Below are 16,355 nucleotides of genomic sequence, written 5' to 3'. Positions count from 1 at the left end.
AAGCGCGCTCCCCTGAGGGAGCACGCTCGCGACGCCCTCAGAGAATGGCGAAATCGTCAGGCTGATAGACCGCCCCGAACTGGAACACGAACTGGTCCAGGTGCGCGCCCGCGTCATTGATCGTCACGCTCCCGGCCCCGTCGTCCCAGGACAGGACCATCTTGTCATTCGCGTTGATCGACACGTCGACATCCGATCTTTTGAGATCCTTGAAGATCAGCTTGTCATTGCCGTTTCCGGCGAGTTCGACAATATCGACCCGGCCCGATTTCGAGGTCACCACATAGGTGTCGTTGCCGGACTGGCCCGCGAGTTTCTGAACCCCGCCGGAAGATGCCCCCGGTTCCATTCGGTCATTGCCCGCACCGCCGATCAGAGTGTCGGTACCCGCACTTCCTTTCAGGAAATCGTTGCCGCCACCGCCCTTCAGAACGTAGTCAACGTTACCGCTGTCACCCACAACCCTGTCGTCCTTTTCGGCGCCGGTGAACTTCTCGAAACCGTATTTCGACAGCGCCGACGTGTTGAAGCGCGAGCCTGCCTCGACAATGAGCGTATCGACACCGGAACCGCCGATGTTGCGCGGTGTGCCGTTGTCCCAGAAGACATCACCATTGCCGTAGTGGATCTCGTCGTCTCCGGCGCCGCCATACATGACATCCCGTCCGGCACCCCCCTTGATGACATCGTCTCCGGCCTTGCCGAAGAGCCGGTCGTTTCCCGGGCCGCCGAGCAGCGTGTCGTCTCCGCCGTTGCCCTGCAGCGTGTCGTTGCCGCCGGCCCCGCTCAGCCGGTAGTCGACGCTGGCGTCATTGCCCACCACGCGGTCGTTGCCGTCCGCGCCGATGAAGCGCTCGAACCCGTACCAGGAAAGCCCGGACGTGTTGAAGACGGACCCCTTGTTGATGATCAGCGTGTCGATACCGGCGCCGCCGATATCCTTCGGCGAACCGTTTTCCCAGAAGTCGTCACCGTTGGTGAAATAGACCGTGTCATTGCCGCTGCCGCCCGTCGGTGGTGGTGTCGTCCCGCCCCCCTCCGATCCGTCCTTGACGTCGAGCTTGACGTTGCTGCCGGAAATCGAAAACGACTTCTCGATCGTGCCGTCGATGCCGGTCCCGGTGTACCTGGCGGTATAGGACCCGTTTGCCAGCGCGATGCTGTACCCGCCTCCCGGATCGGTCGAGGTTGTGGCGACCGTCTGGCCCGACGCGTTGACGATCGTGACCTTTGCCGATCCGAGTTCCTCGCCGATATCGAAGAACTTGTCGCCGTCCGCGTCATCGAAAACCACGCCGGTGACATAGTTTTTCGCCGTCCCGGCGAAGTTCTGCGTCGCGTAGCTGGTTGAATGGTTCGGGGAACTCGGATGCCCGCCGATCGCATCGCCGATGCCGATCACCGTGTAATTCGAGCTCAGGATGTTGGCCCTGTGGCCGGACGAGTTCATCCAGCCGGTGTGCATTCCCTCAACGACCGCCTGGGGAACATAGGCGCCCGAAATCGGCTGATGCTGGTTGAACGGATTGTAGGCAATGTTCTCCCCCATCGGATACTCCGTCCAGCCCTCTGCCTTCATGCGGTCCCAGGGACTTGAGCCACCCGAACCGGTATGATTGAGAACCCGTCCGTCCGCCATCCATTCGGAATGTTTCTGTGCAGCGGCATTGATCCGCCCGTCCGTTGCAAGCGGCTCGAGCCCAGCTGCCGCGCGCTCCTTGTTGACAAGCTCCAGGATCAACTGCTCGCTGGCACTGAGTGCCTTAACGGGATTGTCGACCATAGCGTTTCCTTTCTTTTCTCACATCGCGCCGGAAGGCTTGCGATGAAATCGGGCGAAAGAAACGCCGCTTTGCGGAAGGATTCTGCTAAAGATGTGTCAGAAAAACTGACCCGCGATACGGGCATGAACGGTTGTCGCCGGTTCGCCTTGAAGCAACGCGAGCAAAGGCTTTTCAACGCAGCGTTAGTTTCGTTCCGCAAGGGACAATGCGGCTTGAGGCCACCGGAAAATTGTCAAAATCCGTTTGGAACAATCAATTCCGGTTGCACAAAGACAGCAAACAAATTGAAAGTAAACTCTTGTCAATAAACAGGGAATTTCATGATCTTGCGCAAGCAAGCTTCAATTTCTTGCAAGCAATATATGTGCTGAACCGTTCAGACGATCACATGATCGAAACCCGCCGAACGAACCCATTTGGTGCAATGACAAGTGCCCCAACGGAAGGGTTCAGCTGTATCGCCTCAAGGTGTCGGACGGCCTTTCGCCGAACATCCTGCGGTAGTCCTGTGCGAACTGCCCGACATGGGAAAAACCCACATCATCCATGACATCGGCGATCGTGACGTCAGCATCCGCGGCCAATTGCAGTTGCCGCCGCGCATGCGCAAGCCTGGCCGACTTCACGAACGCTGCAGGTCCCGTGCCGAACTTGTCCTGGAAAGCAATCTCCAGCGCCCGCCGGGAAATTCCTCCGCGTCGGCAGAGTTCGGAAATCCGCAGATCGGCAATGTCATCGGAGGCGACCGCAGCCACGATTTCCTCCATCACGATACGCGAGGCGTTCGGTGCAAGGCTCCGTGGCTGCAGACCGGTCTGAACGACCCAGCAAATGATCAGTTTCTCCACGAGCGCATCCAGCGTGCAAGGGTCGACAAGCGCCGGCTGCTCATCGAGTTTTCCGAGAATGGAACGCGCTTTCCTCAAGATATTGTCCGGTGCCCTGAAAACGCTTGGAAGCTTTGCCGGATCAGGCACGGTGAGACCGCACCGATTGAAATAATCTGCAATCACCGCAACATCGACGGCGATCAGGTGTACCTCGAAGTCCTCGGCCGAGATCGATTTGAGCTCCGTGCCGGGCAGATAGACCAGAACATCGTGTTCCCCGGTGCTGTGACCCCGCCACCACAATTCCTGCAGCCTCTTTCCGGGGATGGTGAACGTGACTTTCCCCTGTGGCGGTGCCCCGCGCTGGTCGAAATTCATGTGAAAGCGGGCATAGGTGCAATCGAACTGAGCCGCGTGTCCCTGAATGATCTTGGCGATGGTCTGACGTACCGGGACCGGGCCGAGCGGCTGGAACTGAAGATCCCAATTCCGGATGTCATGGCACAGCTGGTCGACGTCCGAAAATTCGGCAACGAGGCTGGCCTGAAAACCTTGTCTCTTCAAGTAAATTGCACCTCCATTTCGCAATTTCGATCATGGGAGCAGAGGAACCTTCGTAGAGTCAATTTGGCAAACATTACAAATCGATCCGGAGGTTTTCGGTCAGTTTTGCGTTTAGGCGGAGAAAACCGCCAAAAGACGGGGCTCGTCGCCAGCAGCAAGGTTCCCTCTGAGCAGCGCAAATTGCGGCCGTGAGCGTCCCCGGCACCTATTGGGAGGCAAGCAGATGAGATTGACATCGGCATTTCTGCTGACATTGGCAATCGGTTACACCGGCGCGAACGCGCAGGACAATCCGATCCTCCGTGATGGGGAATTCGAATACCTACTCGCCCAGAAGCAAGACGAGTGGGCCGAACAGGATCAGAGGATCGAAACACGGCTCAGCGAAATCCGAGAGGCGAATGGCGGCAAGCCGCCGAATATTCTCTACATTCTGATCGACGATGTCAGTTTCGGCCAGATGGGCAATCGCACCCTCAACTACGTTACCGGGATCGACACGCCGAACATAAACGAACTCGCGTCAGAGGGCTTGTCCCTGATGCGCATGTACACCGAGCCGTCCTGTACGCCGACCCGGACGGCGATGCTGACCGGACGCCATCCGGTCCGTGCCGGGGTCGAGGAGGTCAAGGTCGCGCTGGTCGGTGAAGGCCTTTCTGCTGAAGAAGTCACGATTGCCGAAATTCTGAAACAGGCCGGCTACAACACCGCCCACGTGGGCAAATGGCACCAGGGCGACATTGAACAGGCCTATCCGCACAATCAGGGTTTTGACTGGGCGGCCTTCCCGCTTCACCAGCAGGTCCAGCTCAGCCTCATGACCCGCGAAGCCATGACCGCGAACAACATGCTCGGCTTCCACGCATCGGGCCAGAGCAACCAGTTCGCCATCGACCAGCGCTTCAAACCCTACGGCCTGGTAACGGGTGTCGAAGCCGAGGCCGGAGGCATGGCCCGGGAAGTCGACATGGCCGCGGGCGAAGAATGGACCCAGGCCAAATACGAGGACATGAACGAACGCTACCAGCGCCAGATCCTGCAGCAGCTCGAACGGCTCGCCGGCGAGGACGAACCGTTCTTTCTGCAGTACTGGCCGCTGTACCCGCTCAATTTCGTTTATCCGGATCAGGCAATTTCCCGGAACGGTGGCTTCCATGCCGACAAGTTGCAGCTCCTGGATGGCTGGATCGGGGATCTGCTGACCAGGGTGGACGAATTGGGGTTGCGCGACAACACCATCGTCATCCTGATGGCGGACAACGGCCTGATGTATCACTACGAAGGGCCGTCCGGCCTCAATCAACTGATCTACCGGGGTGGCAAGACACAACACCTTGAAGGGGGTGTGCGAACAGACGCCTTCATCCGGTGGCCCGGCATCATCGAAGCGGGCAGCGCCGCCGGGGACATCATCCATGTCTCGGACCTGTTCACCACCTTCGCCCGGATTGCAGACGCGACCGAGTTCATTCCCAGGGATCGCGTCATTGACGGGCTTGACCAGACGGCTTTGCTCCTGGAAGGCGAAGGCAACTCGAGGCGTGACTATGTTTACGTATACGAGGGACCGGTGTTGCGTTCGGTCGTCAAGCAGGAGTTCAAGATGCACCTGCCGGCACCCGGCGTCCCCGGGGCTGCTGCACCCGTCTACAACATTTATCGCGACCCGCGTGAGGAGCATCCCCTCGTCGGCTATTCGCTTTGGTCCGGGGCCTCATTCCAGGACATGGTCAAGCGTCACCAGAAAACGATTGCGAAATACCCACACCTGCCACTCGGCAAGGGAGTGCCCTACGAGGGGATCGAAAACCTCAGGCCGGAAAGCGAACTCACGCGTGAAGTCTTCGCAAGCTGGCAATGAAGGATCGCGAGGGCCCGTGACCGACCGGTTGCGGGCTCTTGCCGGTCACAACAGGAACGGAGGAGCGACATTGCGAAACACGAAACGCCGCGCATGGCTGCTTTTCTTGACATCCCTTGCCATCGCCACCCTCCCGGCGGCCACGCGCGCAGAACCGGTTCGCCTCATCGTTCAGATCACGGTCGACGGCCTCCGGGGTGACCTCCTGAACCGCTATCACGAGAGTTTCGGACCGGATGGGTTCCGCCGCCTTACGGAAGGCGGCCTCTGGTACACGGATGCCCATCACCTGCACGCGAACACTGAAACAATCGTCGGACATGCCACCCTGTCGACGGGAGCCCACCCGTCGGAGCACGGCATGATCGGCAATGCCTGGTTCAATCGCGTGGAAGGCCGTCTCGGCTACAATATCGAGGATCCCGACCATCCGATGCTGCCCATGCCGGGATTTGGCGGTGAAGGCGATCAGGTCGATCCGACGCAAGCTGCTGCAAAATCCAATGGCCGTTCTCCCGTGAACCTTCTGGCAAGCACGTTCGCGGACGAATTGTCCAAGTCGAACAACGGCCGCTCCAAGGTGTTCTCCGTGTCCGGCAAGGACCGCTCTGCCGTCGCCATGGGCGGACATCGCGGCAAATCGTTCTGGATGTCGACCGCAACCGGCGCATTCGAAACAAGCAGCTTCTACTACGATGCGTATCCCGACTGGGCAATCGAGTGGAACGCTGCACGTCCCGCAGATGTCATGGTCGGTGAGACATGGTTTCCGGAATGCCTCGAGACCCCGTATCTATTCGACATCGAGGATCGGTCCTACGCAACGGACCTGCGTGGCTTCGGCAAGGCGTTTCCCCATCACTACGGTGCCCCCGAGGACGGGATGTATTACACCCAGGTCCTTGTTTCCCCGACCGGTGACCGTCTGGTAGCGGATTTTGCAAAGACGATCGTCACGGCCGAACAGCTTGGTGCCGACGACTGGACAGACTATCTGAGTGTCAGCTTCTCCGGCGTGGATGCGACCAATCATTTCTTCGGCCCCTCGAGCCTCGAAAACGAAGAACTAGTGCGCTGTCTGGACCAGACGTTGAGCACGTTTTTCACCTTCCTCGACGAGACGGTCGGTGCAGATCATGTTCTGTACGTGCTTTCTGCCGATCACGGCATGCCGGAAATGCCGGAAGAGCTGAACGAGACCGGGTTCCTTGCCTACCGAAATTCGACCGAGGTCCTCACGGCAAATTTGAATCCCGTCCTTTTCGAGGAATTCGGCGTAAAGGACGCGATCCAGTACTTCTTCCGCCCCTACGTCTACCTCGACCACGAAGCGATTTCCGAGGCCGGTGCGGATCGGCGGGAGATCGAGCGCCGCGTCGCGGAAGACCTGATGGCTGAAAAGGGAATCGCCATGGCAATGCCCACCGTGCCGCTGCCGGAGCAGGACGGCGACTTCCTTCAGGCACCGATCAGGCGCAACCATCATCCGCAGCGATCCGGCGACATTTACGTGGTTCAGACACCCTATTCCTTCCTGTTCGAAGAAGGTGCCATTGCCGTCATGCACGGATCGCCTTGGCGCTACGACACGCATGTTCCGATCCTGTTTTCAGGCCCCGGAATCCAGCCTGCGAGGATCGCAAGGCGGGTCGCGACGATTGACGTAGCGATAACTTTAAGCACAATCTTCGGAACAACAATTCCGAGCGGAGCATCCGGAGGAGTGCTCTTCGAAACACTTGCCGATGCAAAAATAAGTAATAATGCCAATACTTCGGAAACAAGGTAGGGGAAATGGCAATTATTGGAAATCTTCTTTTCTACGCCGGGCTCGCTGTCTCACTTGTCATCGGCCTCCTCTACTTCCGGGATCTCGGCGACGTCACGCAAATGGTTCTGAAGGTGAAGCGGGACAACATGGCCCGGTTCATTCGCAACGAGTACCGGCTTCTTGCCGTCGGACTGTCTGCGGCAGCGGTGATGACGCTGTCCCACCTGCTGTTGGGAGGAGGCCCGTTCTGGCTCTGGCTTGTCGCCGTTCTGCTGCTGATCGTCCTTTATGCCTTTCCCTATGTCTGGGTGCATGTCGGCCTTAGGAACCAGAAGAATTCGGCAAAATACCTTCCCGTCAGGGACGCTATGGAATGGGTCAGCCCGTCCAGTCAGGTCCTTGTTATCGAGAACAACGGCGTCGCCCGCGCGCATCCGGACGCTCAGATCATGCGCCCGCATCTTGCCGGCAACCGCGAAGGGCTGGACGGCGAAAACGTCATCATGACCTATTGTGCGATGGCCAATCTGGGGATCGGCTACACGCCGAAGATCGAGGGACAGGACCTGGACCTTGAAGTGCTGGCGCAGCACGGCAACAATCTGATCCTGCGCGACAACCGGACCGGCGAACCGATCCAGCAGATCTACGGGTTTCGCGACCGGGACGGCACCCCTTCCGAAAATGGCGCCACCTGCCCTGTCCGGCCGCAATTGGCCATGCGTCCCTGGCCGACCTTCCGGATGACCATGCGCGGTTTCAAAAAGGCCTATCCCGACGGCAAGGTCTTCATCAACAGGCCGTCGGAAAACCCGTTCCTGTTTCTGTTCGACCTCGCCATCGAGACCATCTTTTCATCTGAAATCTCCCGCCAGCACCGGGTGAACGAACCGATCATCGGGAACATGAACCGCGCTGCCGACAAGCGCCTGCACAACAAGACCTATGTCTGGGGCGTCGACAACGACGGTGACGCGGTTTGCTGGACGGATGATTTCGTCGTTGAAAACGGCAACATCGTCAATGCCCGGGTCGGAACGAGGGATCTGGTGGTCGCGTGGGATCCGAAATTCGAGAGCCTCGGCGTCTGGTACAACGACACGGGCGCACCGGTCACGGAGATCGATTTCTTCGGCATGACGCCGGCCGGAAGGCTGCAGCGGGTCGAAAACCTCCGCCCCGGAATGTTCTGGCACGTGTGGGCCGAATACTTTCCCAACACCGACATCAACCGGATCGGCGAGGCCTCGGAGAAAAACGAGACAAGCGACGCTGAAACCGAGGCCGCACAGTGAGACGCGGCGGCTGCGAAGGAAATGAACCATTGGCTTATAACAAGAACCGGGAGCCTGCAATGAACAGACTGCTGACGGCAATGACACTCGCACTGCTGACTGTGCCCGCCCATGCACAGAACGCACCCATCGTCCATGATGCGGAATATTACATTCTCCAGGCCCAGAACGGCGAGAAATGGGCGCAGGAAGATGCCGCTCTCGATACCGCCCTCGCCGAAATCCGAGACCGCAACGACGGCAAACCGCCGAACATCTTCTACATCCTGATCGATGATATCGGCTTCGGCGATCTCGGCAGCGCGACCCTGAACGCCATTCGCGGCTACAAGACGCCTGCGATCAACGAACTTGCCAGCGAAGGCATGCGGCTTGCCCGCATGTATACCGAACCCTCCTGCACCCCCACCCGTGTTGCCTTCATGACCGGGCGCCAACCCCATCGCAACGGCATGGGCAATACCCAGGTCGAGCTCTCCGGTTTCGGCCTCGCGGACGCGGAAGTCACGCTCGCCGAGGTCTTGTCCGAAGCCGGGTACAACACGTCTCATGTCGGCAAATGGCACATGGGCGACATACAGGCGTCCTGGCCGAATTTTCAGGGTTTCGACTACGCCGTTTTCCCCGTCCATCAGCAGGGTCAGCTGACCATCTATCACGATGACGCCGCCGACGAGGAAGTCTCCATCGGCATCGGCGACAACAACTACGATGACCGCTTCACGCTGGACCGCTGGTTCAGGACCGATTCATCCCGCCTTGTCACGGGCGTCGAGGGTACCCGGAACGAACCTGTTCAGGAAGTGGAGATGGCCGTCGGCGAGCGCTGGAACGAAGCCAAGTATCACGAAATGAACGTCCGCTACCAGAACCAGGCGATGGAACAACTGCGCGAACTCGCCGCGAAGGACGAACCTTTCTTCCTGCAGTACTGGCCGCTTTACCCGCTGACCGGTCCGCGCACCACGACGGATGAATACACAACCCCGAATGGCGGCATCTATGTCGAGAAGATGAAACTTGTCGACCAGTGGATCGGCGATCTCATGCGCGAAATGGACACGCTGGGTATCGCAGACAACACCATCGTCATCGTCATGGGCGACAACGGTCATTTCACGAAGTACTCGCCCCAGTCCGGATATACCCCGATGATCTTCAAGGGCGGCAAGGGCAAGACGACGGAAGGCGGCGTGCGCGTCGATGCCTTCGTGCGCTGGCCCGGCGTCATCGAGGCAAACTCGGTCGTCGGTGACATGGTGCATGTCAGCGACCTCTTCACCACCCTCGCCCGCCTCGGAGGCGCCAAGGGCAACATTCCGACAGACCGCATCATCGACGGGATCGACCAGACATCACTGTTGCTGAACGGTGAGGAATTCGGCCGCCGCGATTACGTGTTCCTTTACAACATCAACAAGCTGGAGGCCGTGGTGAAGGAGCAGTACAAGCTCGCGATCCCCGGCGGCAGCATCGAGAATGCCATTCTCGCCGACTTCTACGACCTCTTCCGCGATCCTCAGGAGAAGTATCCGGTGTCCACCGAGATCGGCGCCTGGGGCAGCGCGAAATTCGTGAACATGCTGCAGCGCCATCTGATGCGAAAGGAAAAGTATCCGGACATGAAACCGGACGTCGGCATGCCTTATGACGGGGTGACAAACCTGCGCCCCGAAACACAGGCGATGCTCGAGGAGTGGCTGTTCATGCGGAAAACACCAGAGCAATGACGCGAGGACGGGAGACCCGGGAAACGCGGACATCCTCACCTTTGACGATGTTGCATTTCCGCCATGCCCGGGACTTTTTGTGCTCAGCCGGTGGCGACCGCGTCATGCATATGTTTGAATAAAATCAAGCGGTTCATCTGATTTGAACTGAAAATGCGGCAAGAAGGCAAGATTTCATGCGCAATTTTTACAGTAATTCTGCCAAAGCGTGCGGCGTGGGTTTGACTTTACTCACGGCGAGCTTGCCGTTCTCAACGTCATACGCGGCTGATCTGCCACAACCTGCAACCGAACCCTACCAGGTCAACGAGCGGGTCAACCGCGCCTGGGAGTTCATGATCGCGCCCTATTTTGTCGCCGCCAACATCACCGGAACCACGCAGGTCGGCCGCCTTCCGGCGACAGATATCGACGTCGACACCGGCACGATCCTGGAGAACCTTCGCTTCGGAGCGATGGTGCGCGCTGAAGCCCTTTACCAGCAGAAAGTCGGCGCAATGCTCGACATTGCCTATATGGGGCTCGGTGCCTCCGCCGATGTGCGCGCCGGTGGCGGGCGCATCAGTGTCGGGGTCGATCAGCTGATCGTCGAGGGAATGCTGTTCTACCGCGTCTACAACTCGCCGCAGACCTCTGTCGACGTCTATGCCGGCGGACGCTACTGGGACATCAACTTGGACCTCAACGCACAGGGCACCTTCGTTGGCAATTTCGATATCTCCCGCGGCGACGACTGGATCGATCCCGTGGTCGGAATTCGCGCCTTCCACATGTTCAACGACAAATGGTCTGCCAACGCCAGGGGCGACATTGGCGGCTTCGGCGTGGCGTCCGATTTCACCTGGAACGTCCAGGGCGGCATCGGCTACCACTTCAACAAGACCTGGTCGGCCCACATGCAGTACAAGGCGTTGAGTGTCGACTACGACAACGACAAGACCGGCACCGACAGCTTCGGCTATGACACCATCACCCACGGCCCGCTGCTTGGCGTCGTCGCCCGTTTCTGAGCGGTGACGCGGCGCCCGCCGTGCGTCACCCCTTGACAGGGTAGCGGTGCGCTTCCTCGAACACGTCGATGACCTTCGTGCCGGCCTTGATGACAGCCCCATGCTCGGCACCGCTCGGGATGTCGTAGATGGCGCCGGGGCCGAGGGTTTTCGTTTCCCCGTCGATCGTGAATTCGATCTCCCCGTCCAGCACCGTCCCCCACTGGGCGAGATGGGCATGGGGCGGCAGAACGAAATCCTTCTGAAAATCGAAAAAGACAACAAGCCCGGCGTCCGACTGGATCGCATGCGAGGTCACCACATCTTCGGGAAACGGGATGTCCAGTGCGGGAAAATTCTTGATGAAATCCGGTAACTGCATGCTTCTACCTCAAATGCGATGACACAACGAAAGCACAGTGCCCGCTCAAGACCTCCCGTGCAAGCGCCCTGCCCAGATCGCCGTTGACGGCAGAAAACGGTCTCGCAGGTATCGGGAATCGGGCGTGTCCAAACCTGCCGAGAAACGAACATTCCTATTCGAAAACAATGACTTGAAGCCGCATCCGGAATCAGTTTCTAACCTTTCATCACCCCCATCGCCATACTTCAGCCGACCTGGGACAGGACCACACCCGCGAGCGCCGCAGCGAGCAAGGTCCAGATCAGGTTGACATGGAAGCGGAGCAGGAGAAGGCCGCTAAATATCGCGAGCACAGGCACCCGCCAGTCCAGGCTTGTCAGTTCCGGCACCCAGAGGGTGAACCACCCCCACCGCTCGGCGCTGACGGACCCGAAGACGACATGCAGTGCGAACCAGACCGAGAGATTGAGCACAACCCCGACCACGGCAGCGATGATGGCCGAGAAAGCCGATTGCAGCCTTGGCAACGCCGATATCCGGTCAATGTAGGGTGCGCCGGCGAAGATCCACAAGAAACAGGGAACGAACGTTGCCCACAGCGCGACGAGGCCGCCGGCCAGGCCCAACCAGAGGCCGCCGCTCTGAAAGGCGGCCAGAAATCCCACGAACTGCGTTACCAGGATCAGCGGCCCGGGTGTCGTCTCGGCAAGACCGAGCCCGTCCATCATTTCACCTGCGCTGAGCCAGCCGTGCAGGATGACAACGTCTTGCGCCATGTAGGCAAGAACGGCGTATGCGCCGCCAAAGGTCACAACGGCCAGCTTGGAAAAGAACCAGCCGAGCTCGCTCAGGACCGGGGCTCCGCCCCACCAGTCGAGCAGTGCCAGCGGTCCGAGCCACAAGGCCAGCCAGACGGAGATACGGGCAAGGGTTGCGGCGAAGGAAACATCGGTACCGGCGTGTGAACCGGCACCGCCATCGCCCGCATCACAGCCGGTTCCCCTGCCCGTCGCTGCGCCGAACAGCGCGGCGGCGAGCACGATCAGCGGGAACGGCAGAGACAGAAAGAAGATGGCCACGAAAGCCAGACCGGCAATGATCCATTCCTTCCGCTCTTTCAAGGCCCGCCTCGAAAGCCTCAGCAGGGCTTCCAGCACAACAACGAGAACAGCAGCCTTGATGCCCAGGAACAGCTGCGACATCAGCGGAACATTGCCGAAGACGGCATAGAGGCCAGCCAGCGCGAAGATGGCAATTGCCCCCGGGATCACGAAAAGCAGGCCCGCAATGAGCCCGCCTGCAATGCCCCCCAGCTTCCAGCCGCAATAGGTCGCAAGCTGCATGGCTTCCGGTCCCGGCAGAAGCATGCAGAAGCCAAGGGCGTTGGCGTAGGCTCTCTCGGACAGCCAGCCGGTTTCCTCTACCAGCTTGCGATGCATCAGCGCGATCTGGGCCGCGGGACCGCCGAATGACAGAAGGCCGATGCTGCCGAATACGGCAAACAGCCGCCTCCAGGAAACCGCTATATCCCTGCACAGCGGAGCACACCCGTCCGGAGACCGGGAAGTTTCGGACTGTCTCGGCATGAGATCAGCCCCTGCCGCCGGTCGTGGGCCAGTCGTGTCCTTCATCGGTCGCATCGCGCGCCCAGCGGTAGAAGGCGTCGTAAAGACCCATGCCTGCCTCCAACTGCCGCAAGTCGTCCTTGTACATGCGTGACAAGCCGAGCGAAGCCGCCAGCAGCCCTGCGGCCTCCGGTGCCAGGTCATGCCGATTGGTATCGGCAGCCCGCACGATGGTGGCGAGCCTTGAGAGCGGTGCGCTTTGAAGCTGGAATTCCTCCAGCATCGTATCGAAGCTGCAGCGATCGTCGCGGTGGCTCCAGAAGGCATTTTCAACATCGAACGGCGTGGCGCCGAATTTTTCGGCGACCGCATCGACCTGTGCCGGTGACACGAAAAGGAACCGGGCGGACGGATCGACAAACCGGCGTATGAGCCAGGGACAGGCAATCCGGTCGATCTTAGGCCGATGGCGCGTCACCCAGACGGTCTGTCCTTCGGAATTCCTGCCAGGCAGACTTGCAGCCGGCACCATCGGCAGCCCTGCCTCGCGCCATCCGGTGCATCCGCCCTCCAGGAATTCGGCATGGATGCCGCTGGCTCTCAGGATCGCCGCAACCCCTTCCGACAGCTTCAGCCCTTTCCAGCAGGCGACCACCACCCGCCTGCCCTGCAGCCGGCCGGCAAGATCGTCGACACTTCGGAACGGCTGCCGGAAGGACGACGGGATCAAACCGGGATCTGCGGCGAAGTCCTCATCGATACGCACATCAAGGATTACCGGTGCATCGGGCGTACCGACAAGTCGTGAAAGCTGTGAAACAGATATGGAGTTCAGAGACGGCATGGCGCGTCCTCCCGTGGAATGGGTTTCAAGGACGCGAAACTTCAGCTTACGCCTCACGGGGTGTTCGCTCGCCCCATGGGATTTAAGTGCCAAATTGCCGGAAGCCTGTCAAGAAAACAGGCTCCCGTGGTTTACGTTACCCGTTCAGGACGTCTTTTACGGTCGTCGCCAGCTGCTTCAGCGTGAACGGTTTCGGCAGGAAGAAGAACTGCTCGCCCTCGGGCAGGTTCTCTTCGAAGGCGTCTTCGGCATATCCGGACACGAAGATGATCTTCAGATCGGGCTGGGTCTTGCGAAGCTCCACGAGGAGCGTCGGGCCATCCATTTCCGGCATGACCACATCGGAGACGACCAGGTCGATTTCACCGCCGGCCTCTTCCATAACCTCAAGCGCTTCGTTTCCCGAGCCGGCTTCATGGACCGTATAGCCTCGTGACGCGAGTGCACGCGCGGCAAAGGCCCGCACCGCTTCTTCGTCCTCCACGAGAAGGATCGTGGCCGATCCGGTGAGATCGGCGACCTTCTCCGGTTCCGTTTCCTTGGGTTCGGGCTTGGGTTCCTCGACAATTTCGGGAATGTGCCGCGGCAGGAACAGCCGGAAGGTCGTACCGGCATCGACTTCGGACGTGCAGAAAATGAACCCGCCGGTCTGCTTGACGATGCCGTAGACGGTCGACAGGCCGAGGCCGGTTCCCTTGCCGACTTCCTTGGTGGAAAAGAACGGATCGAAGATCTTCTCCATGATTTCCGGCGGCATCCCGTGGCCGGTGTCTTCCACTTCCACAAGGGTGTACTCGCCGGGCGGCATGCCCCGCGTATTTTCGAACTGGGTGGACTGGGCTTCTTCAACGTTGCTGGTGCGGATCGTCAACCGTCCGCCCTCGGCCATCGCGTCTCCCGCATTCACGGCCAGATTGACGATGACCTGCTCAAGCTGGTTGAGATCCGCCATGACCGGCCACAGATCGCGGCCGTGAACCACTTTCAGCTCGACCTTCTCCCCGAGCAGGCGATCCAGCAGGATCGACAGATCGGCAAGGACATCGTTCAGTTCGAGCTGTTGCGGCCGCAACGTCTGGCGGCGCGAGAACGCGAGCAGCTGCCGCACGAGCCCGGCGGCGCGGTTCGCGTTCTGCTTGATGTTCATGATGTCCTGGAAGGACGGATCGGTGGGCCGGTGGCTGGCCAGAAGCAGATCGGAAAAGCCGATAATGGCGGTCAGCACATTGTTGAAGTCATGTGCCACGCCGCCGGCCAGCTGACCGATCGCCTGCATCTTCTGGCTTTGCGCGAACTGGGCTTCCAGCGCCCTTTGCTGCGTCGTCTCCAGAGCATAGACGATCGCCGTCTCGCCGTCGCCTTCACCGTCCTGGACGGCGGACACGTAGAAGGTCGCAGAACGCGGATCGTTCCCCTCGACCAGCGGAATGTCGATCGGTGCGATCTCGCCGATGCCCTTGGCTGCTGCCGAGAGGGCCCTGGACAGGTCCTCGCGCCCGCTCTCCGCGACATAGGCTTCCAGCTTGGGCGATTCCTCGACCGTGTCGGCGGCACCGAACAGTTTCAGGAACGGCGCATTCGTCCGCAGGACCCGGCCCTCGTTGTTGAGCGATGCAATCGAGATCGGTGTGTTGTTGAAGAAGCGGGCGAAACGAACCTCGGCGGCACGCAGCGCCTCGGACGCTTCCTCGCCCTCGCCTCGCGACCGGTTCAGCACCAGCGTGCGGCTGTCCCCGGCCTGGCCGTTTTCCCCGAACGGAACCCGGTGCAGCAGCCGCACCGGCAGTCCGCGCCCGTTGCGCGTGACGAAATCGAGATCGAAGGTCTCGCTCTTGACCTCGCCGGCCTGGCCCTTGACGGAGCGGATCAGCTCGGTGCCGTCACCGCGCACAATTTCCGAAAGGTCGAGATCGCCCGCGTCAAACTGCGCGAGATCGTAACCAAGCCAGTCGGCGAGCGTCGCGTTCAGGTAGACGATGCGGCCCCTGGAATCGCTTGAGAAGAACCCGGCAGGGGCATGATCGAGAAAATTGATGACCCGCTGAAGTTCCTGGAAGGAGTTTTCCTGTTCGGCCCGGTCACGGGTGATGTCGGCAAGCTGCCAGATCGACATCTGCTTGCCGCTGCGCTCCCCGGAGGCCTGCAACGGCCTGACGGAAACCCGGTACCAGCGCGCGGTTCCCTCGACGCGGCCGAGGGGAAACGGCATCCGGATCTCTTCCTGAACCTTGCGGCCTTCACGCATTGCCTGGGACAGCCTGAAGATCGCGTCGGCGGCGTCCGGATCGGAGGAGAACACCCGTTCGACGACGCGGATGTCGGAAGGCGTGTCCGCTCCGGTCAGTTCGGCATAGGCGGTATTGGCATAAACCAGGCGTCCGTCGGTATCGGTGATCAGGGCGCCGTCATCCATCGTGTCGACAAAGGCAGCCGCCAGCGGATTGGCTTCCCCCGGCCGCGCCGACAGGCGCAGAAAGCCGATGGCACCGGCAAACAGGCAGAAAACACCGACCACCGCCAGAATGCCAAGCAGCGCGAGGATGAAAGGTTGGGCGACTTCGCGGTCCATGACCGCAAAGGCAGCAGCAGCCCCGACCAGAAGCACAGCCAGACCTATCAGGAGGCCAATATTACCGGAGCGCTCCGGCCGGCTGATCATCGGCCCGCCCGGCGCTCCGTCCGTGTCACTCATACGTCCTGTCTCCCGGCCCGATTCGGTTTCTTTGGGGCCGTCTGCAAGCATTCTGTGCTTGCC

At 60.2% G+C, this 16,355-nt stretch carries 11 protein-coding genes; 5 read left to right on the top strand and 6 right to left on the bottom strand.

What is annotated here, in order from left to right:
- Positions 1-37: 37 nt before the first annotated feature.
- Positions 38-1,783, bottom strand: coding sequence for a CAP domain-containing protein (locus ACO08A_RS21565; protein WP_422037962.1), 1,746 nt, complete (start codon positions 1,781-1,783; stop codon positions 38-40).
- A gap of 450 nt (positions 1,784-2,233) precedes the next feature.
- The gene (locus ACO08A_RS21560; RefSeq protein WP_422037961.1) at positions 2,234-3,178 is read right to left on the bottom strand and encodes a helix-turn-helix domain-containing protein; all 945 of its coding nucleotides are present in this window, start codon (positions 3,176-3,178) and stop codon (positions 2,234-2,236) included.
- A 223-nt stretch (positions 3,179-3,401) separates the two neighbouring features.
- Between ACO08A_RS21560 and ACO08A_RS21555 the strand changes: the two genes are divergently transcribed.
- The 5 genes from ACO08A_RS21555 (at position 3,402) to ACO08A_RS21535 (ending at position 10,848) form a co-directional block, all read left to right on the top strand.
- Positions 3,402-5,042, top strand: a complete 1,641-nt coding sequence (locus ACO08A_RS21555; RefSeq protein WP_422037960.1) for a sulfatase-like hydrolase/transferase — start codon at positions 3,402-3,404, stop codon at positions 5,040-5,042.
- A 70-nt stretch (positions 5,043-5,112) separates the two neighbouring features.
- Positions 5,113-6,831: an alkaline phosphatase family protein gene (locus ACO08A_RS21550; RefSeq protein WP_422037959.1), complete on the top strand. Its 1,719-nt coding sequence runs from the start codon at positions 5,113-5,115 to the stop codon at positions 6,829-6,831.
- Between the two features lie 5 nt (positions 6,832-6,836).
- Positions 6,837-8,108 carry a DUF3179 domain-containing (seleno)protein gene (locus ACO08A_RS21545; protein ID WP_422037958.1) on the top strand — a complete coding sequence of 424 codons (1,272 nt, stop codon included), beginning with the start codon at positions 6,837-6,839 and terminating at the stop codon, positions 8,106-8,108.
- A 59-nt stretch (positions 8,109-8,167) separates the two neighbouring features.
- A complete protein-coding gene (locus tag ACO08A_RS21540; RefSeq protein ID WP_422037957.1) occupies positions 8,168-9,838 on the top strand; it encodes a sulfatase-like hydrolase/transferase in 1,671 nt (556 codons plus the stop codon).
- A 221-nt stretch (positions 9,839-10,059) separates the two neighbouring features.
- Complete coding sequence (locus ACO08A_RS21535) at positions 10,060-10,848, top strand: hypothetical protein (RefSeq protein ID WP_422037956.1); 789 nt, start codon at positions 10,060-10,062, stop codon at positions 10,846-10,848.
- Positions 10,849-10,873: 25 nt separating this feature from the next.
- Here the strand turns inward: ACO08A_RS21535 and ACO08A_RS21530 are convergent, their stop codons facing one another.
- The 4 genes from ACO08A_RS21530 to cckA all read right to left on the bottom strand — a co-directional run bounded on the left by ACO08A_RS21530 (position 10,874) and on the right by cckA (position 16,292).
- A complete protein-coding gene (locus ACO08A_RS21530; RefSeq protein WP_422037955.1) occupies positions 10,874-11,209 on the bottom strand; it encodes a cupin domain-containing protein in 336 nt (111 codons plus the stop codon).
- Positions 11,210-11,436: 227 nt separating this feature from the next.
- Positions 11,437-12,777 carry a chromate efflux transporter gene (gene chrA / locus ACO08A_RS21525; protein WP_422037954.1) on the bottom strand — a complete coding sequence of 447 codons (1,341 nt, stop codon included), beginning with the start codon at positions 12,775-12,777 and terminating at the stop codon, positions 11,437-11,439.
- 4 nt (positions 12,778-12,781) lie between these two features.
- A complete protein-coding gene (locus tag ACO08A_RS21520) occupies positions 12,782-13,600 on the bottom strand; it encodes a chromate resistance protein ChrB domain-containing protein (RefSeq protein ID WP_422037953.1) in 819 nt (272 codons plus the stop codon).
- 136 nt (positions 13,601-13,736) lie between these two features.
- Positions 13,737-16,292, bottom strand: a complete 2,556-nt coding sequence (cckA, locus tag ACO08A_RS21515) for a cell cycle histidine kinase CckA (RefSeq protein ID WP_422037952.1) — start codon at positions 16,290-16,292, stop codon at positions 13,737-13,739.
- Positions 16,293-16,355: the final 63 nt, after the last annotated feature.

Origin of the sequence: Roseibium sp. (assembly GCF_965232425.1) — a bacterium.
Lineage (GTDB): Bacteria > Pseudomonadota > Alphaproteobacteria > Rhizobiales > Stappiaceae > Roseibium.
Note: the sequence above shows the minus strand (reverse complement) of the source record. Positions and strands in the feature narration are given on the sequence as shown.